We start from the raw sequence: 21,738 nt of genomic DNA, 5'->3' as shown, positions 1-21,738 counted from the left end.
GCGGGCTTACCTCCGGTCGGTCTGGGTGCGCAGTTGTTGCAGGGTGCTGCCAAGAACAGCGTCGCTGGCCTGCAGCGGAAGTTCGCGCAAGGCCTTCAGTTCAGCACGTTGTGCGCGCAGGGCTGGTGAATCCGGCCAGCGCCGCTGTGCCCAGTGCTCCACGCGGTCCAATGCGGTATTGCGGCCCGCGCGGTCGCCGCGCTCGATGGCGGCACGTGCCAATGTCAGTTCCAGCTGCAGCGCGTCGTCGGCATTGCGCTGTTCGGCGGCGGTCAGCGGGCCGTTCTGGCGGCTCGGGGTGATGTCCACGAACGGTGCCAGTGTTGCCTGCCACCAGGGTTTGGCGGTGCTGCTGCCGGTCGTGCCGGTGATCTGCGAGGGCAGGCCCTGCAGCGCCCGGCCCACAGCATCCAGGCGCTGCAGCGACTGCACGCGCGGGCCGCTGCCGAGCGCATCCAGTGCCTCGCGCTCCTGAACCAGCGCCTGGCGCAGGTTCAGGCCATCAGTGTCGGGCAGTTCGGCCAGTGCAGTCGCGGCCTGGGCGTACAACCGGCGTGCGCCTTCCACATCGTCGGCGTAGTTCAGGCGCTGCGCGGCCTGGGTCAGCAACAGTTCGGCCTCATCACGCTGTACCGCCTGGCGGCCCTGGTTGGCGCTGTCGGCCAGCTTGGCCAGGTTCTCTTCCAGCAATGCGCTGCGCTGGGAAAGGCCCAGCATCTCGTCGCGCAGCACGCGGTTGGTGGCGGCCGCGTCCTGCAGGCGCTGGCTGCTCGCGCGCTGGTCACGGCGAAGTGCATCCAGCGTGGCCTCCAGGCCCTGCAGCTGCACGGCGGTGGTCTGTGCCTGCGCTGCCTGTTCGTTCTGCTGCTGTTGCCAGACGTACCAGCCGGCATAGCCGCCCACGCCAAGCACGACCACACCGGCCAGCGGCAGCAGCCAGCGCACGGGTCGACGGGGCGGGGAAACGGGCGGAGTGTCGTTCATCGGGCTTCCTTGTCGGCAACGTCGCCGGTCGGGGGCCGGCAGGCCGCGTTGTGCACAGCATCACTGTTGCCGACGACAGCGGCAAGCGTGACCCACGTCCCTGTTCAGGTCGCTGCCGGGACGGTGAGCGTGGCGTGTGCGGCCCCCACCAGCTGTGCGCTGGTGGGGCCGGCCGCGCGCACGACGTGCTGCAGGCCCAGTGCCCGGGCCTGTTCGCTGAGGCGATCACTGGCCACCACGGCGGTCGCGTGCACCTGCACGCGCTGCTGCAATGCCGGCGGAAGCTGCTGCCAGAAATGCTGCAGCGCCTCGCCACTGCTCACGGCCAGCACCCACGGCTGTGCTGAATGCGCCAATCGAGCCAGCGCACGGGGCGGCAGGCGCAACAGGCGACGCTGGTAGACGTCGGCACGTTCGATCGTGGCGCCCGCCGCCTGCAGCTGCGCGGCAATCAGGCCACGCCCGCCGGGCGCGGTCACCAGGCCGATGCGCAGGCCCTGTACGTCGGCCAGCACCGGCAGCGCCAGCAGGCCTTCGCTGTCCATCCGCTGCGGCGCGTGCACCTCGGTGATGCCGTGTGCCTGCAATGCGCGCGCAGTGCCTTCGCCCACGGTCAGCCACGGGCTGCGCTGCGCTTCGGCCAGCGGCAGCAGGGACGCGGCTGCGGCAACGGCGGCCGGGCTGGTGAACACCACCCGATCGCAGTTCAGCGCGCGTTGCAGCTGGCGCAGCACGGGCGTGCCGTGCAGGCGCTGCAACCGCCACGGCGAAAGGGCCAGCACATGCCCGCCCAGCCCAGCAACGGCGCGGCGCAGCGCCGCATGCTGGCCCTGCGGGCGCAGCGAGATCAGGGTCCAGCGCGCGCCGGAACGGCTGGCGCCAGTGGGTATCGTATGGTCGACCATTGCCTGCATTATGCGGGCCCTTCGTTGTCGTGGTCGCTGCTCCGATGTCCGTTGATGCCCTGACTTCCTCGTTGGCCGCCCTGCAGGACGTGCTGGACTGCATGCCGGCGGTGCGCGCCATGCAGATCCAGCTCGATGGCTATGCCGACGGCGTGCTGCGCATCACCGCGCCGCTGGCTGCCAACGTCAACGACAAGGGCAACGCCTTCGGCGGCAGCCTGGCCTCGGTGCTGACCCTGTCCGGCTGGGCGCTGGTCAGCCTGCGCCTGCGCCTGGCCGGCCATGATGCGGAGGTCTATGTGGCCGACAGCAACCTGCGCTACCTGGCGCCGGTCTATGAAGACCTGCACGCCCACGCCGAAGCGGCCGAAGCCACCGGCTGGGATGCCTTCCTGAACACCTTCCGCCAGCGCCGCAAGGCCCGCATCAGCATCATCGCCACCCAGCCCGGTGCCGATGGCAAGCCCGCAGCCGAATTCAGCGGTCGCTTCGTTGCCTTCGCCAAAGGGTAGGATGGCAGGCTGACGTTCCGGGGAAACCACTGATGCGCCGCCTGATCCAGTTCCTGATCTGTTCCCTGCTGCTGGCCAGCGCCGTGGCCTCGGCCGACGACCTCAGCCGCAAGCAGCGCAAGCTGCTGGAAGAGACCCAGATCGCCTACGGGGCGACCATCCGCTGGGGCAGCATGGACGATGCCATCGGCTACCTCGACCCCAAGCTGCGCAAGGAAAAGCCGCCCACCGAGTTCGAGCTCAACCGTTACGCGCAGCTGCGCGTGTCGTCCTACCGCGAGCGCAGCAGCGCCTCGCTGGACGGTGGCCTGGTCGAGCGCCGGGTCGAAATCGGGGTGATCAACCAGAACACCCAGGCCGAGCGCACCGTGGTCGTGGTCGAGCGCTGGCGCTGGGACCCCGAGGCCAAGCGCTGGTGGCAGACCGCCGGCCTGCCGGACCTGTGGAAGGGGCAGTGACGGGCCGCGTCCGGCTTGTGCGACAATCGGCGCCCGCTTAATCGACCCGTGACCTGAGTGAATTACGAAGAGTTGCTGGCCTTTGCAGGCCGAAACCCGATGCTGTCCGCGGCCCTGGTCGGCCTGACCGTGGCCATCATCGTCACCGAGATCCGCCGCCTGTTCCGGGGCTTCAAGGGCATCAAGCCCGCCGAACTGACCCAGCTGATGAACGCGGGCGGCACGGTGGTGGTCGACCTGTCGGCCAGCGGTGACTTCGAGAAGGGCCACATCGCCGGCAGCCGCAACGCCCAGGCCAGTGCCTTCGGCCCGGAAAACAAGCTGGTGGCCAACGCCAGGCAGTCGCCGGTGGTGCTGGTCTGCCGCAGCGGCAACGCCTCGGAAACCGCCGCCAAGGCGCTGAAGAAGGCCGGCTTCGAGAAGGTCTACGTGCTCGACGGCGGCATTCCCGCCTGGCAGCAGGCCGAACTGCCGCTGGTCAAGGGCCGCAACTGATTGTCGCAGGTGGCGGATCCGGCCTTGTATGGGCCTGATCCCGCCCCCATCGCAGTAGTTCGACCATCGTTTTCATTGCATTCACCTGGAGTTACTGGAAATGTCCGAAGAGATCACCAACGGCGCCGCTGCGCCGGTCGATGCCGCCACCGGCCCCGCTTTCACCGTCGAGAAGATCTACGTCAAGGACGTCTCCTTCGAGTCGCCGAACGCCCCGACCATCTTCAACGACCAGGTGCAGCCGGAGCTGCAGCTGAACCTGAACCAGCAGGTGCAGCGCCTGGGTGAGAACGCCTTCGAAGTCGTGCTCGCCGTGACCCTGACCTGCCAGGCCGGTGAGCGCACCGCCTACGTGGCCGAAGTGAAGCAGGCCGGCGTGTTCGGCCTGGTCGGCCTGGACCCGCAGTCGATCGACGTGCTGCTCGGCACCCAGTGCCCAAACATCCTGTTCCCGTACGTGCGCCAGCTGATCAGCGACCTGATCCAGGCCGGCGGCTTCCCGCCGTTCTTCCTGCAGCCGATCAACTTCGAAGGCCTGTACGCAGAAACCCTGCGGCAGCGCCAGGAGCAGGGCGACGCACCGTCGCTGGCTGACTCCGAGCCGGCTGGCAACGCCTGATTCCTGCCGCGACGTCACGGATGAGCACTACCGCTGACAAGATCGCCGTGCTGGGCGCCGGTTCCTGGGGAACCGCGCTGGCCAGCCTGCTCGCACGGCACGGTCACCCGACCGTGCTGTGGGGGCGCGACGCTGCCGTGGTCGAGGCCATCGACCAGCGCCACGAGAACCCGCGCTACCTGCCGGGCATCCCGCTGCCGGACAGCCTGCGTGCCACCACCGACCTGGCGTCGGCCGTGGAGGGCGCGGCCTGGATCCTGGTGGTGACCCCGTCGCATGCGTTCGGCGAGACCGTGCGTGCGCTGGCGCCGCTGCGTCCGGCCGGTGCCGGCGTGGCCTGGGCCACCAAGGGCTTCGAACCCGGTTCGGGCCGCTTCCTGCATGAAGTGGCGCGCGAAGTGCTGGGTGAGGACGTGCCGCTGGCCGTCGTCACCGGGCCGTCGTTCGCCAAGGAAGTGACCCAGGGCCTGCCGACCGCGATCACCGTGCACGGCGACGTGCCCGAGTTCGCGCAGACGGTGGCCGAGGCGATGCATGGCCCGGCGTTCCGCGCCTACACCGGCGACGACATGGTCGGTGCCGAGCTGGGCGGCGCAATGAAGAACGTGCTGGCCGTGGCCACCGGCGTGGCCGATGGCATGCAGCTGGGCCTCAACGCCCGTGCCGGCCTGATCACCCGTGGCCTCAACGAGATGCTGCGCCTGGCCGCGGCGATCGGCGCCAAGCCGGAAACGCTGATGGGCCTGGCCGGACTCGGCGACCTGGTGCTGACCTGCACCGGCGACCTGTCGCGCAACCGCCGCCTGGGCCTGGCCCTGGGCCGCGGCCAGACGCTGCAGGATGCCGTGCGCGAAATCGGCCAGGTGGTCGAGTCGGTGCAGACCGCCGACGAGGTGATGCGCCAGGCGCGCCGCCATGGCATCGACCTGCCGATCTCCGACCGCGTGCGTGCCGTGCTGCACGGCGAGCAGACGCCGGAAGAAGGCCTGCGCGCATTGCTGGCGCGGGAACAGAAGCCGGAGTATCCGGACACGCTGTTCAAGTGAATCGAAAAACCCCGGCCACGTGCCGGGGTTTTTTCTGTGCGCGCCCCATCCACGCATGGCGTGGATCTACTGCCGAACCCGCTTCTGGTAGCTGCCAACCTTGGTTCGCGCCCGGCGGCAGCAATCACCGCGCCCGCGGTGGCGCGTTGCTGTTGTCCATGTCCGAGAAGATCAACCACGGCCCGTCGCCCACGCGCTTCAGCGTCAGCGTGAACTTGCCGGTGTCCCCTACGTTGTTGCCGTAGGTGTAGGCACCGATGATGTAGCCGACGTTCCCCTCCGCCGAGTACGCCAGGGCACGCAGCCGCAACGGGCTGCCACCCTGTCCGGCATACGCGCGTTCAATCGCATCGCGCCCGCGCACGGGGGGCTGGTTGCTCTGCAGGATGAAAGCGTCCTCGGCGAACAACCCGGCCAGCGCCTTGGCGTCACCCGCACGCCACGCCTGCTCGTAGTCGCGCAGCACGCGATCCAGCGGCGCGGGCAAGGCTGCATCGGGAAGCGGCTGTGCAGGCTTCGCGCCTTCAGCATCGTGGGCGATGGCCGGCGATGCCAGCAGCAGGGCACTGCAGAAGATCATGGCGAGTCGTGCACGGCGCATGCGTCCGCCTCCAGGCGATGACGGGAAGGTGCGAACGCATCCTAGCGCGCTGCTGGTTAGAATCACGCAGGCGCCCGCGCGGCGGCAAGCACCGCAGATCAGACAAGGACACGGAATGAAGATTCGAATCACAGGGATGGCACTGACGGTCGCACTGCTGGCCGCCTGCGGGCAGGCACCGGCACCCGATGCAGCACCGGCCGCACCGGCACCGACCACCGAAGCACCGGCGGCCACGGCGACGGTGGTCGAAAAGGAACCGTCCATCGAAGACGGTGTGGACCCCTCGGTGTGGGACAACGAAGGCGAACCGGAAGACCCGACTGCCGGCGGCGAACTCACCTGCGCAGACAACCCGCTGGCGACCCATTTCTTCACCCTTGTGGGCGGCAACACTGTGGATGACTGCGGCCGCAAGGACCCGAAGGTGCTGGCCGCGTTCAACGCCCTGATGAAGAACACGGCGGCGGCCGAATCTGCCGACAAGGACATCCCGTCGCTGCGCGAACGCCTGTTGAGCGGGCCCAGCGGGCCTGGCGAACTGGTGGTGCTGCAGGGCGAGCCGTGGTGGTTCTACACCGCCTGCCAGGCCCACGACTGCCCTGGCACCGCGTTGGCGATGCTGTACTCGCCCGATCAGTCGAAGATGGTCGGCCGTCTTACCGCGCGCTGCCGTGTGTGGTGGCTGGGCGAACCCACGGCGGAACAACGTGAGCAGATCGAACAGCGCCAGCCACTGCAGGATGCCGCCTTGAAGGAAGACAGCGCGCTCTGCGAGTGATGTGGCGCTGGCATCACCCGTCTGGCCGCATGCGCGCGCTGGCCTGTGCGTTCATGGCCAGGCACGCCATGATCAGCCCTTCCATCACCCGGTCGCCCACGTACTCGGCCTCCGTGCCGTTCTGGCGCACGCGTTCGGCCGCCAGCAGCAGCTCCAGCGTCACGCGCTGGCTTGCCAGTGCGCAGTCCGCATCGGCCAGCGCCATGCAGCGTCCCGGCATCTGGTGACGCTCCGGCCAGGGCTGGCCGTCGGCGGCCGCGCCTTTGCCGATGCGATGAAGCGTGGCGATGAAGGCATTCGGATCGGCCGCAGGCGCGCGTTCTGACGGCTCACCGGGTTTGGCGGGTGAGTGATGCGGATGCAGGCGAGGGAAGTCCGGAGTGGTCATGGCAGTGCTCCGTGCAGGACAGACGGTAGCCGCCACGCAAAGGTGGCGGGCGGAGACGTGGCTCGAAAACCGGGAGATCACGAACAAGACCGGCAGGCGCAAGGCCTCCACGCTCCGCCCGCCATAGCCGGCAGACGGAATGCCAGCCGGCGCCACGCGGGATGACGCCGGCTGGCAAGCGCAAACAACGTTCGTGATCTAACGGGTTTTCGAGGCCCGGCCACCCATTTTCCGGTGGCCCGCCATCTGTACGCGGGTCGCTGCGCAGTGCCAATCAGAACAGTTGCATTCCACGCTGAAACAAAGACGCTTTCGGCATTTTGGCACGCTGTTAAGCTGCCGCAGATGTAGGCGGCGCAACGGCCGTAGCGGCATGGGGAATATGCGACATGGGTCGAAGTTGATGACGTGGCGTACAGGTGCCGCACCAAGCCGATGACGACAGAGCAGGGCCGAGAACGGCGTCAAACAACGACAGTGTCAGACCGCCGTCCAGTCGATGACGAGAGGCGAGGAGACCTTCCCCGAATCGACATCCGAGCAGTCGGAGTGGTCTCCCAGGAACAGGAATCGATTGCCGCCCGTCACTTCAAAGAGGCGGCTTCCAGTTTCGGCGTACTCGGCCGGTGGCAGGATGGATGAAACCTGCATGGAGCTGAGTCCCGCGGTCTGCATCAGCCTGGCAGCATCCTCGGGCGAGATCAGCTGAGGATCGCTTGGCGTGCCGTAGGCCCAGCCGCAGTAGCCATTGTGGACATAGTAGTGCGACATGTTTCACCGTGAGCCTGGGCGCGGAGCCGAGGCAACACACTAGCGCGATCTACTTGCTCGCGCGCCGCGCGCCCTTCTCGTCTTCGTCCTTTGCATCCCCACGGCTCTGCGCGAACTCCGGGAACGTCTTCGCGATCGAATCCTTGTCCGGCAGGATGTAGAACACGCCGCCCTTCTCGAAGGTGGATTGCACGATCTGCTCGTAGAACGCAGGCGAGACGTTGATGCAGCCGTGGGTGACGCGGTTGTCGTCCGGCGTTGGCGTCGCCAGTCGCTCGGCGCGCTTTTCCTTCGGGCTGCCCGGCGGCAGCGGATGCATCGACACGGCGGAATCGTAGTCCACCCACAGCACGCGCCCGGCATCGTCGGAGGGGCCGTAACCACCAATGAAGCGGCCCGCAGGCGTGGTGCGGTCATGGCCGGGAATCGCGCTGAGTGCGAGCTTGGCGACGCCGGGTGCGGAGTGATCGCCGATGGCCGAACCGAACAGCGCCGGTGCTGCACCGCGCAGCTTGCCGTCGCCGCCGAAGACCAGAACCTGCGCTGCCGCCTTGTCCATGACCGCGAACGGATAGCCCTGGTTGTCCTTGCTTGCGACGACCCAGCCAGCCAGCTCGATCACTGTTTCGGACACGCCTTGGTCGGGCGGAAGTTCATCAACGGCGGCCACCGGTGGTGCAGGTGCGTCCTTGTCCCTGGCGTTGGCTACGCCGCTGCACGCAACGGCCAGTGCCATGGCCAGTGCGGCATGGAGGGCGCGGCGTGCAGGGGAGGAGGAAGTACGAATGGGACGGCTCCTTGCAATGCAATCGTGGGTGGAAGGATGCCAGTGGCCGGCGAAGGCCACTGGGTCCCGATACACCCGATACAGAGGTGGATCAATTCAAACGGTGAGGGAACGATTACCCGCGCGGCTTGCGGCCGGCAGGTGCCCTTTCAAGCTGCTGCACGCGACCTTCGATCTGGTCCAGACGCTGGTTGGCCTGCTGTGCCGACTGGTTGGCGGACTCCGCGCTCTGCGCAGCACCCTGCACCTTGACGTCGAGCTGATCGAGACGCGAGTTGATGGTTGCAAACTCGTTCTTGTAAGAGGCGCAGGCGCCAAGGCTCACGGTAGCGATGAGCGCTACAGCAAGTGCGCGGGCCGTCTTCATGTGTTGCGGGTTCAGGTTCATTGCACTCCCTCCTTCGTCTGGGGAAGCTGGAATATAGCGGCGTTTGTTCCCGCTGCTACCAAGCGCTTTCAGCTGGAATTTGAATACGTGGATGCACTGTGAAGCCCGCTCCTGACCCTGCATTAACAAGCGGGATCAGGCGAGCTGATCTGCGTCGGCGCAGCGCCTTGCGCCTGTTCAAGATCGCCAATTCATCAGTATGAAGCCGCTGTCACGGCAACTGCTTTTCGACGCCATCTACAGCGGTGCAGGCAGGCTTCCATCCACTCGCCTTGAACACGGTCGCGGCGGTGTCGGGGCGCACATCCAGCAGCGTGGCGATGGCCCTGGTCCTGTCTGGCGCGCGGGAAACATAGTCGCGGGCGATGCGGTAGCCGACCCAGTATCCGAGATCTCCGCGTCGTGCTTCATCGCCGGGGCCGTTGTACAGCCACTTCGAAAGATCGGTGCCTGTACTGTCCTGTACGAACGCGCGCTCCAGCGCACATTCGCGGCCTTGCGTCCAACGACGCAGATGCGCGTTGGCCGGTTGCCCCGAGATCAGTTCGCCCACGTACTCGGCGCCGCCTTCAAGCAACGTCTGATAGAGCAGGGTGGGCTGCATGACATCGACGCTCGCACCGGGCTGTTGCACGTGCACGTACTCATGGGCGATCAGGTGCACGAAACGATCGCCGACATCGGGCTGCATCCAGTCGGCGTTGCACAGTGCTTCCAGTCCGATCACCACACCATCCTTGGTGGTGACGCCGCCGCTGTTGCCCCGCCCGACCAGTACGGTGACCGGAGGAAAACGTGCGGAGGGGAGCAGCGTGCCCAACCGATCGAGTGCGTCGGCAACCCGCGCGCGGATCGCCGGCAATGCCGCTGCACAGGTCCGCGCCCTGGCGAACAATGCCGGCTTCTCCTGGATGGTCCTGGCCAAACGCTCCATTGAACCGATGCGGCTATCGGTGAAGCTGCGCAATGCATCCGTGCCGGTGTCCAGATAGCCGCGCTGCAGATCTTCGGCACTCGGTTTTCCTCCACTGGCATCCAGCACGCTGAAGAATCGCGTGACATCGTCTGTCTGAACCACGATGCGCGCAGAAGGTTGGGCGCGCTCGGCGGCGCTGGCTGGCAGCTGCATCATCGGCAGGACGACCAGCAGCACCCGCACTGCGCGGCGCGCATGGGGCGGAAACAGCAGTGACGCGGCGAACGCGTGCGGCATGTGGAGTTCCCTGAACGCCAGCCTTATTTATACACCAGTCAGTTCAATATTCAGGGTTGATTAGACCCCCTAACGGATAATTCACACCTGTCGACCGCCTCCTCTCTCTCCCCCTCCCGGGAGGCGGCCGACGAAACCAAAATAATTAAAGGTGTGTCCCGATGAACAAGAATTCGCTGCTCGCCCTGGGTCTTCTGGCTGCTCTGCCGTTCGCTGCATCGGCAACCGACGGCCTGTCGTACAACTACGTTGAAGGCGGCTACGTGAACACCGATGCCAAGGGCGGCGACGCCGATGGCTGGAAGGTGAAGGGTTCCGTGGCGGTGCACCCGAACTTCCACATCTTCGGCGACTACAGCGCGCAGGAGACCGACAAGTTCAAGAATGACGTCGACCAGTGGCGCATCGGTGCCGGCTACAACTACGGCATCGCACCGAACACCGACCTGGTGGCCCGCGTCGCGTACCAGAAGTTCGACATGAAGCACGGCCTCGACTTCAACGGCTACTCGACCGAAGTCGGCGTGCGCACCGCGTTCAACCCGTACGTGGAAGGCTACGTGATGGCCGGCTACGAGGACTACACCAAGAAGCACGGCATCAACCCGGACGGCGAGTTCTACGGCCGCGTCGGCGCCACCGCCAAGTTCAACCAGAACTGGGGCCTGAGTGGCGAAGTGAAGCTGGCCAAGGCCGGCGACCGCGAGTGGTTCGTGGGCCCGCGCTTCACCTGGTAACAAACGCCTGTCGTTAGTGCGTGTTGTGCTGGCGTGTGACTCTCTCTCTCTCTCCCACACGCCAACCGAAGCCCGGCCTCGCGCCGGGCTTCACTTTTATGGGCCGCGTGGCGCGACAATGCGGCATGCGCGACCCTTCCTCTCTCGCAGGTACCGGCACGGCCTACCAGGAGCATCTGGCACCTGCCCCGCTGCGTGGCCGCTTCGGCCAGCTGTGGCAGAGCCAGCTTCCTGACGATGCTGATGGGCACATCACCGTGCTGCCCGATGGCTGCGTGGATATCCTCTGGCGCGACGGTGCGCTGTTCGTCGTCGGCCCTGACCGGGTAGCCGCACATCCGATGCTGGCACCGGGCGCGCAGGTGCTGGGTGCGCGCTTCCGGCCAGGGCAGGCGCTGGCCGCGCTGGGCCTGCCGTTGGCCGAGATCATCGGCCAGGCGGTGCCGTTGGCTGATCTCAAGGGTCGATGGGCGGTAGAGGCCGCGGCTTCCATCGGCGACACCGCGCCTGCGCAGCGCCTGCAGCGGATGGCGCACTGCCTGCAGTCGCACCTCGGGGGCGCGGCGCCCGACAGCCGGTCACAGCGGGCGCACGTCCTGTTCCAGGCGCTTGCCAGCGGGCATGCCACGCTGGATGAGCTCGCGGCACGCCTGAGCCTGAGCCCGCGCAGCCTGCGGCGCTTCAGCCAGTCGCAGTTCGGCTACGGGGCCAAGACGCTGGAGCGGATCCTGCGCTTGCAACGCTTCCTGCGGCACAGCCGCGCGCTGCCGCAGCACTCGTTGGCAATGCTGGCCGCCGATGCCGGCTATGCCGACCAGGCCCATCTCAGCCGTGAGGCGCGAGAGCTTGCCAGCATGACCGCACGGCAGCTCCGCGTGGAATGGGGGCGATGATGGCCGTTTCGTTCAAGACCGGCGTGCCGCGCTGACCGAAGCTGGGGTTCCAACCACGGAGCCACCCCATGAGCCATGCCGCTACCCACGATGCCGAACGCTGCATCGACAACATCGAATTCAACGTCGCCGACATCGCCCGCAGCAAACGCTTCTACGGCGAGGTGTTTGGCTGGAACTTCACCGACTATGGCCCGGCCTACACCGAGTTCGACGATGGCCGCCTGAAAGGTGGCTTCGTGGCCGACGCACCGGTGCGCGCGCACGGCGGTCCGCTGGTGATCCTGTACTGCGCGGACCTGGCTGGTGCACAGCAGCGCGTGGTTGCCGCCGGTGGCGAGGTGGTGCAGGCGGTGTTCGCCTTCCCCGGTGGCCGCCGCTTCCATTTCCGCGATCTGGATGGCTATGAGCTGGCGGTCTGGAGTGACGTGGACTGAGGTCTTCCGACCTTTATCGGTGGACGGAACGAGAACCGCTCCGTCCCCGGTCAGGCGGTTCCGCTATGATCGCCGGCACATCGCCGTCGGCGATGCACCCGTCTGAAGCCAGCAGGAACTGCCGTGAATTCCCAGCCCGCACCGATCACCGCCCTCAATCACACGCTCGACAACGAGCCGCAGCAGATCACTGCGCCGCTCACCCATTCGGCGGCGTTCCTGGTGCTGAAGGTGAAGGATGACGAGGCGTCGATCGCCAAGGCGCGCGAGGTGCTGGCCAGCACCGATGATCTGATCAAGAACACCGCCATCCGTGAGATCGAGCGCACTTTCACCTGCAACGTGGCCATCGGCCACCGCGTGTGGCAGCCGCTGGTGGGCACCACGCCGCCGCGTGAGCTGCAGCCGTTCCGCGAGATCAAGGGCGCGACCCACACGGCCGTGTCCACACCGGGTGACCTGCTGTACCACATCCGTGCGCGCACCATGGACCTGATCGTGGCGTTCGAGCGCAACCTGCTGATGGCGTTCGGCGATGCGGTGGAAACGGTCGATGACGTGGCCGGCTTCCGCTATTTCGATGGCCGCGACCTGCTCGATTTCGTCGACGGCACCGCCAACCCGGAAGGGCTGTCGCTGCCGGAAGCCACCATCGTGGGCGAGGAAGACCCGGAGCATGCCGGTGGCAGCTACGTGGTGGTGCAGAAGTACCTGCACAATCTTGATGCCTGGCGCGCTCAGAAGACCGAGGCGCAGGAAGCGATCATCGGCCGCACCAAGCACGACAACATCGAGCTGGATGATGCGCCGGCCGATGCGCAGAAATCGCACAAGACGCTGTGCACCATCGAGGATGCCGACGGCGAGCACGAGATCCTGCGCGACAACATGCCGTTCGCCAACCCGGGCCGTGGCGAGTACGGCACCTACTTCATCGGCTACACGCGCCGCCTGTGGGTGATCGAGACGATGCTCGAGCGCATGTTCATCGGCAATCCCGCGCCGCTGCATGACCGCATCCTCGATTTCTCCACCGCCACCACCGGCGTGACCTTCTTCGCGCCCTCGCGCAAGGTGCTGGCCGACCTGGCCGAGTGATCGCGCCCGGCCTGGACCCTCCCCGCCGCCATCTGCCTGTCATCTATGGCGCCGACCATGGCGCGCTGGATGGGAGTGCAGGAGGCAGGCGATGGTCATGGCAGGGAACAGGACCGGCATGCGCCGCTGGTGGCGGCCACTGGCCGCGTTGTTCGGTGCGTTGGCACTGGGGAGTGCCAGCGTTTCCGCGCAGGAAGCTCCTGCGCACTGGATGGCCTACGCCGCCGCCGTGGGGGGGCAGCTGCAGCAGCGCCTGCAGCAGGAGCAGGACCCGCAGGCGCAGCGTGTACTGGAATGGCTGCAGGCACACCCGGACACGCCCACGCCGCTGCCGGTGAGCGTGTGGATCGCGGCGGATGGCCGTATCTCGAAACTGGAATTCGACAGCCTGGGTGACGCCCGGGTCGACGCCGACCTGCGCGCGACGCTGCAGGCCGCGCCGTTGCAGGCGGCGCCGCCGGCCGACATGCGCCAGCCGATGCGGCTGGGCCTGGTACTGGAGCCGAAGTAGATCCACTCGATGCGTGGATACGCCTGGTCGTCAGGCGCGCGCCAACCAAGGTTGGCGACTACCGTAGCCCCCAGCCACGCATGGCGTGGCTCTACTGTGGATGGCCAGCGCACAGCCCGGCCATCCGCATCAACGCACGGGTGCACCCCGCGGCTCGCGCGCGGCTGCGCTCCATGCGCGCAGGCCGAACACGGCCAGGCCGAGGAAGAATACGTACAGCGCGGCGGTCACGTGCAGCGACTTGAACAGGTACGCACCCACGTACACCACGTCCACTGCGATCCACACCCACCAGCAGGCCACGTGGCGACGTGCCTGCCACCATTGCCCGACCAGGCTCAGACCGGTCAGCATCGCATCCAACCACGGCAGGGCAGCGTCGGTGAAGCTGTGCATGGCCGCGCCCAGCGCCACGCCACCGCACACGCCGATGGCCAGATCGCGCAGCAGCTTGCCGCGCGCCAATGGCACGATGCGGATGCTGCCCTCATCGGCGGCATGCTGCCGCCAGTTGATCCAGCCATAGACCAGGAAGCCGCCGAAGATCACCTGCAACAGCGTGTCCGAGTACAGCTTGGCCTCGGCGAACACCAGCCCGTACAGCGTCACCGACAGCAGGCCCACTGGCCATGCAGACAACCGGCGCCGGGCCATCAGCCAGACGCCGAGGATGCTGCACAGCGCGGCGGTCCACTCGAGCATCACGCCGCTCACAGCGCGAACGTCACCGACAGGCGGGCCTGTCGCGGTGCGCCGGGGAACAGGTAGTAATCACCGCCGCTGCTGCCGGTGTCGCGCCAGTAGAAGCGGTTGAACAGGTTGTCCACCGACAGGTTCCAGGTCACCGCGCGTTCGTGCAGGCGATGCTGGAAGCGCAGGCCGGCATCGAACACCGAGTAGTCCGGTGCGCGCACGCCACCGTCGGCGCGTGCCACATTGGCACTGGCATAGCGCCAGCCGCCGGTCACGTCCAGGCCCTGCACGAACGGCAGCGCGTAGGCCACATGCACGCTGGCGCGCACCTTCGGCACGTTCACCAGCTGATGGCCTTCATAGGCCGGGGTGCCGGTGTCGCGCGCGCGCGCCTGCAGCACGCTGGCGCTGGCCACGATCTGCAGCGCGTCGGTCAGCTGCCCGTTGGCGGTCAGCTCCAGGCCGGTGTGGGTCTGCGTGCCTTCCTCGACGAAGGTGTAGCCGACGTCGCTGCTGTCCGGCTTGGCGTACTGGTACGGCTGCGAGATGCGGAACACGGCCGCACCCAGCGTCAGCGCCTCCACCGGCACGTACTTCACGCCCACTTCCAGCTGCCGCGATTGCACCGACGGCAGGAAGGTGTCGGCGTTGCTGGTCCAGAACGGCGCTTCCTGGCCCAGCGAAATGCCGCGCACATAGCTGGCGTAGGCGTTGAGCTGGTCGGTGGCCTTCCACACCACGGCGGTCTGCGGCAGGAAGCGCGACAGGCGGCTGTGCCGCTGTGGGATGCCCCGCTTGTCGTAGGCGCGTTCGTCCAGGCGCACGAAGCGGCCACCGGCCAGCCACTGCCAGTCATCACCGAAGCTCATGCGGTCCAGTGCGAAGAACGCGGTCTGGCGGCTGTCCAGGCGCCGTGCGGAGGGGCCCGGCATCTTCGGCGACGGCTGGAACACCGGCACCTGTGCGTCGTGGATGTTGCTGGTGCCGACGTACTCGTTGACGCTCGGACGCTTGTCCACGGTGCGGCGGAAGTAGTCGGCACCGAGGGTCAGCTGGTGGCCGACGTTGCCGGTCTCGAAGCGGCCGCGCAGCTCGGCACGGGCCTGCTGGTTGCGGCGCGTGTCGTCCGGGCTGCGGTAGTCGTAGACGTCGTAGTCGCCGTTGGGTGCGAAGTAGTTGCCCGGCACGCTGCCGTCGGCGCACTGCGCGGCGTAGTAGCAACCGTAGGCGAAGGCGACGTTGTCATCGATCACCGAGCGGCTGTGGCCGACCGAGACGCGCGATTGCCAGGCATCGTTGAAGTCGTAGGTGTGCAGCGCGGTGATGTTGGTGCTGGCGATATCCACCGGGCGCTGCCACGGCTGGTAGCCGAGCAGGTGCTCGCGGTCGACGCCGCGCGGCAGGTCACGCGCGCCCAGCAGCTGGTAGCCGGACACCGAGCGCTGCGAGCTGGTCTGGTAGTTGGCATCCACTTCCAGCTTGCCGCGCTCGCCGATCAGCCAGTCGGCGGCCAGCGAGTAGAAGTTGCGGCGGCCATCGGCGTGCTCGACGTAGGAATTGCTGGAATCCCATGCGGCATTCAGGCGCAGGCCGAAGCGCGGGGTGATCCAGTGGCCGACATCGACGGCGACGTAGCGCGAGCGTTCCGAATCGGTGCCGAGCGTGGCGGTGCGCACTTCCGCCGGGCGCTTGCCGATGTAGTTGATGATCCCGCCCGGCGCCATCACGCCTGCCGCCAGGCCGGCTTCACCCTTGAGGATCTCCACCGACTGCACGTTCTCCAGCGCCAGGCGTTGCTCGCCGGCGATGGACAGCCCGTTGAAGCGGTAGCCGGTGGCGGCGTCCAGCGCGAAGCCGCGGATGGCGATGTTCTGGTAGTAGCCCACCGGTGCATAGGCATCCCCCAGCGAGGCATCGTTGCTGGCCAGCTCGGACAGCGAACGCACCTGGCGGCGGTCGAGGTAATCGCGCTCGAGCACGTTCACCGAGGCCGGCGTGTCCTTCCAGCTTCCACCACCGAAGGCGTTCACGCGAGAGGTATCGGCCTTCGGTTTGCCAGCCTCCACGCGCACCGCCGCCAGTTCGGTCGGCGAACGATCGGCGCCGGTGGCAGCCGCATCGGGAGCAGCGTCAGCCTCGCTGGCATGCAGCGGCAGCGCGGCGCAGAGGGCGAGGGAGAGCAGGGTGGGGCGCAGGCAGCGGTTCATTCGGTTCGTCTTCGGACAACAAGGGAGACGAAGCGACGGCGCGCAGGTGCACCGGCCCATGACGGGGGTGTGGCTGCGGCTCAAAGCTCCCTACGCCGGTGCAAACCGGATCAGGTTCCAAGGGACTCTCTCAGCCTGGCAGATCCAGGCACCCCCGCTTCAGGTGACCATTTCACTACAAATGGTACGGATTTGCGAGCCGGTGCCCTTCAGGCGGCGGGGCGGTGCGGCGTCAGATCCCTTTCCGAAGGAAGGGGATCTGACCCCGACGGTGTACCAACCGGGTCACGCCGCCGCGTGCAGGGCCTGCAGTAGCGCCTGCCCTGGCCCGGTGCGGAACCATGCCGGGTGCCCCAGCATGAAGGGCTGCCAGGCCACGTCGGCATTCGCGGTCGAGCCGGTGATGCCTTCGAAGTACTCCACTTCGGACAGTGCGAAGTCGAAATGCACCATCGGCAGCAGGTCGGCCAGCAGATGCACGCGTGCTGCCGACAAGGGCAGCACCTCACGGTAGCCGTCGAGCAACGCCAGTGCGATGTCGATGCGCACCGCCTCCATCCCGCGCTCCAGTTCCAGCCACGCCACTGCGTTGCGCTCGATCGCGGTGGCGAGGTCGAACAAGGCGCTGGTGGGTGAAGCCAGGCCGAAATCCAGCACGGTGCTGACCTGCCCGTCGCGCCACAGCAGGTTGGAAACATGCCAATCGTTGTGCGCCCACAGCCGTGGCTCGTCGCGCAGGCGCTCGGCGAGCCCGGCGTGCCACGGCAGCACGTCGCGCTGCAGCTGCGCTTCCCATGGAATGCGCGCGAGATAGCGGGCCAGCCCGGGGCGCTCGTGCAGCTCCGCCTTGATCGCCGCGAGCGGATCGTCGGTACGGATCAGATCATCGCGCGCGACAAGCAGATGGGTGCTGCGCTGGGGCGCGTGGTAGCTGGCGGCGGCACGGTGCAGCTGGGCCAGCATGCGGCCCGCCTCGCGGGCCTGTGCGACATCGGTCAGCAACGACCACGACACCGCGTCGCGGTACAGGTCTTCGCCCACGCCGACATCGTGCAGTTCAAACGTCCATTCGCCATGTTCGATCGCGGTGCGGCCATCGGTGGCCGGCAGCACCTGCACCACCGGTACGCCGGCGGCGGCGAGATGGGCGATGAAATGGTGTTCTTCTTCCAGGCAGGCCGCGCTGCGCACACTGTGGTGGTGGCGCTTGATGAATACCGCGCCGCGCGTGCCGTCGACAATGGCGGCGGCCGACAGCGGCCGCGGGCTGTGCCAGCGCGGTTGGCTGTGCCCGCCCAGCTGCGGGTAACGCGCACTCAGCCACGCGATGTCCGCCGCGCTGATCGGCGGCCAGTCGGCAGCGACCTCGTCGTTGTTGAGGCCCTGCACGCGGTGGGAGGAAGACGTCATGCCGCAGTCCGATCGGGAAAGTCACATCCAAGGCTGCGCATTCAACGCCATGCGCGTGGCCAACGCAAACGGGCGGGTCATCGACCCGCCCGTCTCCGCGTCATCAGTGTGCCGGCGCTGCTTACCAGCCGCGATGGCGGCCGCGGTCGTTGTAGTAGCGGTTGTCGTAGTAGCGCTCACGCTGCCAGCGGCGGTCATCGCCACGGTCGTAATAGCCGCTGCGGTAGTAGCCACGGTCGTAACGGCGATCGTAGCGATTGTCGTAGTAGCGGTTGTCGTAATAGCGACGGTCGCGGCGGTCGGACGTGGTCAGGTTGCCGATCGCGCCGCCGGCCACGGCACCGCCGACGGTGGCCGCAGGGTCGCCGTTGGAGAGCAGGTTGCCGGCCACGCCACCGACCACGGCGCCGACCAGGGTGCGCTTGTCCTTCCTCGACATCGCGCTGGCATCGCTGACCACGGCGACACCGGCCACCAGTGCCAGGGCCATCGCCAGACCACGGAAGCTGAGTGTGGAAGTACTGAGCATGTTCGGTTCTCCTGTGAGGTGCATGCCACGCTGGGCAGGGAGGGCGCGGGGCGCCCCGGCTGCCGTGGAGACCACGCTGGCGTTCCAACATTGCCGGAACATTGCCTGGCCTACCGGGCGGCTTGCGCATTCATCTAGCGGCAGGCGGCATGAAGCAAGGCTGAAAGCGGCCTTGGCCGCTCAGCTGGCAGAAAGGGAAAGGGCCGCGCATGGCGCGGCCCCTCCCGGTCTGCAAGGCGCTGCGGGCTCAGATGCCCATGGCCTTCTGTGCCTGGCGGGTCTGTTCCTGCTGCGCGTCCTGCTGCTGGTGCAGCACGTTCGGCGCGCCGTGCACCGCGCCGCTGCTGAGCGCCATGCTCTGTTCGCTGGCGGTGCGGGTTTCCACCGCAACGCGGCTGGCCGCCGGGTCACCGATCGTGCCCTGCACGGCGAACAGGCGCTCACCGTTCGGGCTGGGCACCACCGCGTCGATGCGCTGCAGGCCGGCGGCATGCGCCTCCCTGGTCAACGCCGCTGCGGCGCTTTCCAGCGCGTGGCGGTCCTTGAAGGTGCCCGCCGGCATCCGCTCCAGGCCTTCGGTGGCCTGCAGGTACATCGGATTGCGCGGGTGTCGCTCGTCGTTCAGCAGCGGGCGCTCGCGGGCCTCCTTGATCGCATCCAGCGTCTTCGCACCGACGATGCCGTCGGCGACCAGCCCGTTGTCCTTCTGCAGCTGGCGCACCGCCGCTTCGGTATTGCGGCCGAAGCGGCCGTCCTCGACCAGCGGCTTGCCGTCGGCCCCGGCATAGCCGAGGTGGCCCAGCTGCTCCTGCACCTTGCGTACGCCCTCGCTGTGCGCGCCCGGCTTGTACAGCTCGGCGTGCGGGGTGGCGGCGGCCTTGTGCTCGGCGGCAGGCTTACCCTGGGTCTGCTCGTGCGATTGGGTGCGGTTCTCCAGCAGGTCGCGCGCCTTGGACAACGGGTCCGACGCGAACAGCTTCCAGTTCGGGTGGTCCTTCACCTGCTTGAGGTAGTCCTCCACCGGCATGGTGTGCACGCCCTTGCTGCCGGTGGACTGGCTGATCAGCAGTTTGTCGGTGTTCGGGTCGCGCACCACCATCACGATGTGGTCGATGCCATTCCAGTGCTCGTGGCGGGTCCTGGCCGTATCCAGGCCGATGACCATGCCTTCCTTCAGCGCACCGGGCTTGAGGATGGCGTCGCGCTCGAGCAGTACGCCGGACTGTTCGACGGCCTTGTGCACGATGCCGCCGGAACCGAGGTTGCCCAGGTCGATGCGGTCGGCCTTGCTGAAGACAGCGTGCCCGGCCTTCTGGTTGATCTCGTCCATGGTCCGGTTCTGCAGGGTGCCGACCCAGCCGGAGCAATCGATGTAGCCCTGGTCCACGTTCTTGCCGGTCTTGCCCGGCACGTACAGTGCGTGGCCCGGGATGTTGATGGCGTACTTCACATCGTCGTACTTCACGCCGGCGTCGTAGGCGGCGTGCAGTTCGATGCCCGGCTTCGGCGTGGCGGCAGCCGTTGCGGTCGCCGCCAGCGTGGCTGCAGCAGCGCCCACTGCAGCGGTCTGCGCTGGGGTGGCCGGAGCCTGGGTCTGGGTCTGGCCCGGTGCCACCGCCTGCGGTTCGATGTGCTTTTCCGGGATGCTGATCGCCGCGTACTTGTGGATGTAGTAGCTGGAGAAGGTCCGCGCCAGGTCGCCGTCGTTCATGCCACGCATCTCGGCCAGGGTGTGGCCGGTCAGGGCCTTGGCATCGGAGCCGATCTGGTTGAGCACGTTGCGGCGCATGTTGATCTCTTCGCCATGGCCGTTGCGGACCACGCCGAAGGTGCCGGTGGCGATCGCGGTCTGCACCGAGCCGTAGCCGGCGCTGCCCTGCTGGTGGGCCAGGTACAGGTCCAGGCCGGTCGGCGTGTCGCCGCCGGACAGGTACGGGTGCCCGGTGCGCTCATTGCGGCGCGCCATCGAGCCCAGGTTGTCCTGGTACATCTGCGCGGCGGCTTCGGTGTTGCGGGTCGGGTCGAACTCATGGCCGGTCAGGTGGTACTGGCGGGCCGAGCCGGGCACGAACTGGAATAGGCCCTTGGCCCCGGTCGAGGTGTTGTGGGCGCGCTCGTTGAAGGTGCCGCCGGTCTCGATGTGCGCGAAGCGCATGAAGTCATCGACCGGAATGCCCTTCTGCCGGGCGACCTGCTCGACGATGTCCAGGACTTCCTTTTTGCTGTAGTCATGCTGTGCCATGACGTTTTCCTCGGGGTTGATGGAGCGGCCGATGCCGCGAATCGCCAACCGGACTCATCCGTGAGTCAAGAACATGTCGGTCAACAGGTAACCCGCCTGCGGCGGATGGAAATCAGGGCGCGATGTACTGCTGGGCCTTGCTGTCGAAGCGGTAGCGCACGGTGTCGCCGGCACCCAGCGCGCGGGTCTTGCCCGGGGCTTCGATGGTGGTGCCCTTGAAGGTCACGGTCAGCTGCGGCAGGCCGTTGCCGTCGGCCACGAAGGCCAGTTCGCCGTCGCTGTCGGTGCACGGCATCACGTTGCCGTCGTCGCAGGCCGCGCTGTTGTCTTCCCCGGTGCGCACCGAGCCGACGTAGCGCCAGACCTTGCTGTCCAGGTCGTCCTCGCTGCGCTTGGGGTTGAACAGCAGCAGGGCGTAGCCACTGCTGCTGATGCCGCGGTCGAAGCTGCTGGTCGGCACCGCCAGCAGCAGGCGGCCGTCGGCGGTGCGGTGTTCGATCGGCTTGCGCCGGGTATCGACGTCGTCGGCCTTGTCGTAGGCGCCGAGCGCACCGATGGTCCATTCCTGGCCACGGAACTTCCATGGCTTCTTCGCGTCGCTGCCGGCCAGCACGAAGGTGGCTTCGGCCAAGTTGGCGCGGTCGTCGGGGCCGGCCGGCTGCTGTTCGCCCGGCTTGCCGTAGTGCTCGCGGGTGTCCCAGGAAAAACCGGTGTAGTAGGTGGTGCCGTCCAGGGTGAAGCTGTGGCCGAACCAGAAGGTCGCCACGCTGCCGTTCTGGACCTCATAGGACGTCGCACCATCGCCATCCACCTGGTAGATGAAATACATCACGGTCGGCGCGTCGGGCGGGGTGACGGCGGCATCGGGAGAGGGGTTCTGCATCGGGGCAACATCCTGTCGGGGCGCTTTGGCAGCCTGCGCAGGCGCAGGCTGGGAGGACGAGGGGGCCGGATCGGCGGCGCTGCAGGCGGCAGCGGAAAGGGAGACGAGCAGGCACGCCGCGAATGCGCGCAGGGGCCGCAACGGCAGGGT

The 21,738-nt window shown here is 67.4% G+C and carries 25 protein-coding genes and 1 riboswitch; of the genes, 11 read left to right on the top strand and 14 right to left on the bottom strand.

The window, feature by feature from the left end:
• Window positions 1-6: 6 nt before the first annotated feature.
• Window positions 7-984 carry a uroporphyrinogen-III C-methyltransferase gene (locus ACXI0D_RS11350; protein ID WP_458220611.1) on the bottom strand — a complete coding sequence of 326 codons (978 nt, stop codon included), beginning with the start codon at window positions 982-984 and terminating at the stop codon, window positions 7-9.
• Window positions 985-1,088: 104 nt separating this feature from the next.
• Window positions 1,089-1,898, bottom strand: a complete 810-nt coding sequence (locus ACXI0D_RS11345; protein ID WP_119007355.1) for a uroporphyrinogen-III synthase — start codon at window positions 1,896-1,898, stop codon at window positions 1,089-1,091.
• Between the two features lie 35 nt (window positions 1,899-1,933).
• On the opposite strand from ACXI0D_RS11345, the gene ACXI0D_RS11340 reads away from it, so the two are divergent.
• From ACXI0D_RS11340 to ACXI0D_RS11320, 5 genes are all read left to right on the top strand, one after another.
• Complete coding sequence (locus ACXI0D_RS11340) at window positions 1,934-2,401, top strand: YiiD C-terminal domain-containing protein (protein WP_005407593.1); 468 nt, start codon at window positions 1,934-1,936, stop codon at window positions 2,399-2,401.
• A gap of 32 nt (window positions 2,402-2,433) precedes the next feature.
• Window positions 2,434-2,859, top strand: coding sequence for a hypothetical protein (locus tag ACXI0D_RS11335; RefSeq protein ID WP_014035526.1), 426 nt, complete (start codon window positions 2,434-2,436; stop codon window positions 2,857-2,859).
• 57 nt (window positions 2,860-2,916) lie between these two features.
• On the top strand, window positions 2,917-3,354 hold the full coding sequence (locus ACXI0D_RS11330; RefSeq protein WP_014035527.1) for a rhodanese-like domain-containing protein: 438 nt from the start codon (window positions 2,917-2,919) through the stop codon (window positions 3,352-3,354).
• 100 nt (window positions 3,355-3,454) lie between these two features.
• Window positions 3,455-3,973 (top strand): protein-export chaperone SecB, encoded by a 519-nt coding sequence (gene secB, locus ACXI0D_RS11325; RefSeq protein ID WP_005407596.1) that lies wholly within the window; start codon window positions 3,455-3,457, stop codon window positions 3,971-3,973.
• Between the two features lie 20 nt (window positions 3,974-3,993).
• On the top strand, window positions 3,994-5,019 hold the full coding sequence (locus tag ACXI0D_RS11320; RefSeq protein ID WP_005407597.1) for an NAD(P)H-dependent glycerol-3-phosphate dehydrogenase: 1,026 nt from the start codon (window positions 3,994-3,996) through the stop codon (window positions 5,017-5,019).
• 124 nt (window positions 5,020-5,143) lie between these two features.
• Here ACXI0D_RS11320 and ACXI0D_RS11315 read toward each other — a convergent pair whose 3' ends face one another.
• On the bottom strand, window positions 5,144-5,599 hold the full coding sequence (locus ACXI0D_RS11315; protein ID WP_119007404.1) for a YybH family protein: 456 nt from the start codon (window positions 5,597-5,599) through the stop codon (window positions 5,144-5,146).
• Window positions 5,600-5,735: 136 nt separating this feature from the next.
• Here ACXI0D_RS11315 and ACXI0D_RS11310 point away from each other — a divergent pair, with 136 nt between their 5' ends.
• Window positions 5,736-6,401, top strand: coding sequence for an Ivy family c-type lysozyme inhibitor (locus ACXI0D_RS11310; protein ID WP_119007354.1), 666 nt, complete (start codon window positions 5,736-5,738; stop codon window positions 6,399-6,401).
• A gap of 13 nt (window positions 6,402-6,414) precedes the next feature.
• On the opposite strand, the gene ACXI0D_RS11305 is transcribed toward ACXI0D_RS11310, so the two are convergent.
• The 5 genes from ACXI0D_RS11305 to ACXI0D_RS11285 form a co-directional block, all read right to left on the bottom strand.
• Window positions 6,415-6,789 (bottom strand): hypothetical protein, encoded by a 375-nt coding sequence (locus ACXI0D_RS11305; protein WP_042358390.1) that lies wholly within the window; start codon window positions 6,787-6,789, stop codon window positions 6,415-6,417.
• Between the two features lie 480 nt (window positions 6,790-7,269).
• The gene (locus ACXI0D_RS11300) at window positions 7,270-7,560 is read right to left on the bottom strand and encodes a hypothetical protein (RefSeq protein WP_101764683.1); all 291 of its coding nucleotides are present in this window, start codon (window positions 7,558-7,560) and stop codon (window positions 7,270-7,272) included.
• A 49-nt stretch (window positions 7,561-7,609) separates the two neighbouring features.
• Window positions 7,610-8,296: a L,D-transpeptidase family protein gene (locus ACXI0D_RS11295; RefSeq protein WP_479642579.1), complete on the bottom strand. Its 687-nt coding sequence runs from the start codon at window positions 8,294-8,296 to the stop codon at window positions 7,610-7,612.
• Between the two features lie 166 nt (window positions 8,297-8,462).
• Window positions 8,463-8,735 (bottom strand): hypothetical protein, encoded by a 273-nt coding sequence (locus tag ACXI0D_RS11290; protein ID WP_010487149.1) that lies wholly within the window; start codon window positions 8,733-8,735, stop codon window positions 8,463-8,465.
• 211 nt (window positions 8,736-8,946) lie between these two features.
• The gene (locus ACXI0D_RS11285) at window positions 8,947-9,948 is read right to left on the bottom strand and encodes a DUF2268 domain-containing putative Zn-dependent protease (protein WP_479642578.1); all 1,002 of its coding nucleotides are present in this window, start codon (window positions 9,946-9,948) and stop codon (window positions 8,947-8,949) included.
• Between the two features lie 161 nt (window positions 9,949-10,109).
• On the opposite strand from ACXI0D_RS11285, the gene ACXI0D_RS11280 reads away from it, so the two are divergent.
• The 5 genes from ACXI0D_RS11280 (at window position 10,110) to ACXI0D_RS11260 (ending at window position 13,624) form a co-directional block, all read left to right on the top strand.
• Window positions 10,110-10,685 (top strand): OmpO family porin, encoded by a 576-nt coding sequence (locus tag ACXI0D_RS11280; protein ID WP_005411880.1) that lies wholly within the window; start codon window positions 10,110-10,112, stop codon window positions 10,683-10,685.
• Between the two features lie 125 nt (window positions 10,686-10,810).
• On the top strand, window positions 10,811-11,578 hold the full coding sequence (locus ACXI0D_RS11275; protein ID WP_101764685.1) for a helix-turn-helix transcriptional regulator: 768 nt from the start codon (window positions 10,811-10,813) through the stop codon (window positions 11,576-11,578).
• Between the two features lie 68 nt (window positions 11,579-11,646).
• Window positions 11,647-12,015, top strand: coding sequence for a VOC family protein (locus tag ACXI0D_RS11270; RefSeq protein ID WP_119007350.1), 369 nt, complete (start codon window positions 11,647-11,649; stop codon window positions 12,013-12,015).
• A gap of 123 nt (window positions 12,016-12,138) precedes the next feature.
• Window positions 12,139-13,113 carry a Dyp-type peroxidase gene (locus ACXI0D_RS11265; RefSeq protein ID WP_101764687.1) on the top strand — a complete coding sequence of 325 codons (975 nt, stop codon included), beginning with the start codon at window positions 12,139-12,141 and terminating at the stop codon, window positions 13,111-13,113.
• Between the two features lie 91 nt (window positions 13,114-13,204).
• Window positions 13,205-13,624, top strand: a complete 420-nt coding sequence (locus ACXI0D_RS11260; protein ID WP_119007349.1) for a hypothetical protein — start codon at window positions 13,205-13,207, stop codon at window positions 13,622-13,624.
• A 129-nt stretch (window positions 13,625-13,753) separates the two neighbouring features.
• Here the strand turns inward: ACXI0D_RS11260 and pnuC are convergent, their stop codons facing one another.
• The 6 genes from pnuC to ACXI0D_RS11230 all read right to left on the bottom strand — a co-directional run bounded on the left by pnuC (window position 13,754) and on the right by ACXI0D_RS11230 (window position 21,588).
• Entirely contained in the window at window positions 13,754-14,326 is a 573-nt protein-coding gene (gene pnuC, locus ACXI0D_RS11255; RefSeq protein ID WP_101766364.1) for a nicotinamide riboside transporter PnuC, read from the bottom strand.
• Window positions 14,327-14,334: 8 nt separating this feature from the next.
• Window positions 14,335-16,524 (bottom strand): TonB-dependent receptor, encoded by a 2,190-nt coding sequence (locus ACXI0D_RS11250; RefSeq protein WP_119007348.1) that lies wholly within the window; start codon window positions 16,522-16,524, stop codon window positions 14,335-14,337.
• A gap of 70 nt (window positions 16,525-16,594) precedes the next feature.
• A riboswitch (TPP riboswitch) is annotated at window positions 16,595-16,690 on the bottom strand.
• A 119-nt stretch (window positions 16,691-16,809) separates the two neighbouring features.
• The gene (locus ACXI0D_RS11245) at window positions 16,810-17,934 is read right to left on the bottom strand and encodes a phosphotransferase enzyme family protein (RefSeq protein WP_119007347.1); all 1,125 of its coding nucleotides are present in this window, start codon (window positions 17,932-17,934) and stop codon (window positions 16,810-16,812) included.
• A gap of 121 nt (window positions 17,935-18,055) precedes the next feature.
• Window positions 18,056-18,463 carry a glycine zipper 2TM domain-containing protein gene (locus ACXI0D_RS11240; protein ID WP_014035547.1) on the bottom strand — a complete coding sequence of 136 codons (408 nt, stop codon included), beginning with the start codon at window positions 18,461-18,463 and terminating at the stop codon, window positions 18,056-18,058.
• Between the two features lie 247 nt (window positions 18,464-18,710).
• Window positions 18,711-20,705 (bottom strand): peptidoglycan-binding protein, encoded by a 1,995-nt coding sequence (locus tag ACXI0D_RS11235; RefSeq protein WP_101766365.1) that lies wholly within the window; start codon window positions 20,703-20,705, stop codon window positions 18,711-18,713.
• A 112-nt stretch (window positions 20,706-20,817) separates the two neighbouring features.
• Window positions 20,818-21,588 carry a hypothetical protein gene (locus ACXI0D_RS11230; RefSeq protein WP_119007346.1) on the bottom strand — a complete coding sequence of 257 codons (771 nt, stop codon included), beginning with the start codon at window positions 21,586-21,588 and terminating at the stop codon, window positions 20,818-20,820.
• Between the last annotated feature and the right edge of the window lie 150 nt (window positions 21,589-21,738).

Source organism: Stenotrophomonas sp. C9D9 (genome assembly GCF_056491205.1).
Note: the sequence above shows the minus strand (reverse complement) of the source record. Positions and strands in the feature narration are given on the sequence as shown.

What these genes read in the sequence shown, in the direction of transcription:
- ACXI0D_RS11350 (WP_458220611.1), bottom strand. Translation starts at nt 984, where the DNA reads ATGAACGACACTCCGCCCGTTTCCCCGCCCCGTCGACCCGTGCGCTGG.
- ACXI0D_RS11345 (WP_119007355.1), bottom strand. Translation starts at nt 1,898, where the DNA reads ATGCAGGCAATGGTCGACCATACGATACCCACTGGCGCCAGCCGTTCC.
- ACXI0D_RS11340 (WP_005407593.1), top strand. Translation starts at nt 1,934, where the DNA reads ATGTCCGTTGATGCCCTGACTTCCTCGTTGGCCGCCCTGCAGGACGTG.
- ACXI0D_RS11335 (WP_014035526.1), top strand. Translation starts at nt 2,434, where the DNA reads ATGCGCCGCCTGATCCAGTTCCTGATCTGTTCCCTGCTGCTGGCCAGC.
- secB (WP_005407596.1), top strand. Translation starts at nt 3,455, where the DNA reads ATGTCCGAAGAGATCACCAACGGCGCCGCTGCGCCGGTCGATGCCGCC.
- ACXI0D_RS11320 (WP_005407597.1), top strand. Translation starts at nt 3,994, where the DNA reads ATGAGCACTACCGCTGACAAGATCGCCGTGCTGGGCGCCGGTTCCTGG.
- ACXI0D_RS11315 (WP_119007404.1), bottom strand. Translation starts at nt 5,599, where the DNA reads ATGATCTTCTGCAGTGCCCTGCTGCTGGCATCGCCGGCCATCGCCCAC.
- ACXI0D_RS11310 (WP_119007354.1), top strand. Translation starts at nt 5,736, where the DNA reads ATGAAGATTCGAATCACAGGGATGGCACTGACGGTCGCACTGCTGGCC.
- ACXI0D_RS11305 (WP_042358390.1), bottom strand. Translation starts at nt 6,789, where the DNA reads ATGACCACTCCGGACTTCCCTCGCCTGCATCCGCATCACTCACCCGCC.
- ACXI0D_RS11300 (WP_101764683.1), bottom strand. Translation starts at nt 7,560, where the DNA reads ATGTCGCACTACTATGTCCACAATGGCTACTGCGGCTGGGCCTACGGC.
- ACXI0D_RS11295 (WP_479642579.1), bottom strand. Translation starts at nt 8,296, where the DNA reads ATGGCACTGGCCGTTGCGTGCAGCGGCGTAGCCAACGCCAGGGACAAG.
- ACXI0D_RS11290 (WP_010487149.1), bottom strand. Translation starts at nt 8,735, where the DNA reads ATGAACCTGAACCCGCAACACATGAAGACGGCCCGCGCACTTGCTGTA.
- ACXI0D_RS11285 (WP_479642578.1), bottom strand. Translation starts at nt 9,948, where the DNA reads ATGCCGCACGCGTTCGCCGCGTCACTGCTGTTTCCGCCCCATGCGCGC.
- ACXI0D_RS11280 (WP_005411880.1), top strand. Translation starts at nt 10,110, where the DNA reads ATGAACAAGAATTCGCTGCTCGCCCTGGGTCTTCTGGCTGCTCTGCCG.
- ACXI0D_RS11275 (WP_101764685.1), top strand. Translation starts at nt 10,811, where the DNA reads ATGCGCGACCCTTCCTCTCTCGCAGGTACCGGCACGGCCTACCAGGAG.
- ACXI0D_RS11270 (WP_119007350.1), top strand. Translation starts at nt 11,647, where the DNA reads ATGAGCCATGCCGCTACCCACGATGCCGAACGCTGCATCGACAACATC.
- ACXI0D_RS11260 (WP_119007349.1), top strand. Translation starts at nt 13,205, where the DNA reads ATGGTCATGGCAGGGAACAGGACCGGCATGCGCCGCTGGTGGCGGCCA.
- pnuC (WP_101766364.1), bottom strand. Translation starts at nt 14,326, where the DNA reads ATGCTCGAGTGGACCGCCGCGCTGTGCAGCATCCTCGGCGTCTGGCTG.
- ACXI0D_RS11250 (WP_119007348.1), bottom strand. Translation starts at nt 16,524, where the DNA reads ATGAACCGCTGCCTGCGCCCCACCCTGCTCTCCCTCGCCCTCTGCGCC.
- ACXI0D_RS11245 (WP_119007347.1), bottom strand. Translation starts at nt 17,934, where the DNA reads ATGACGTCTTCCTCCCACCGCGTGCAGGGCCTCAACAACGACGAGGTC.
- ACXI0D_RS11240 (WP_014035547.1), bottom strand. Translation starts at nt 18,463, where the DNA reads ATGCTCAGTACTTCCACACTCAGCTTCCGTGGTCTGGCGATGGCCCTG.
- ACXI0D_RS11235 (WP_101766365.1), bottom strand. Translation starts at nt 20,705, where the DNA reads ATGGCACAGCATGACTACAGCAAAAAGGAAGTCCTGGACATCGTCGAG.
- ACXI0D_RS11230 (WP_119007346.1), bottom strand. Translation starts at nt 21,588, where the DNA reads ATGCAGAACCCCTCTCCCGATGCCGCCGTCACCCCGCCCGACGCGCCG.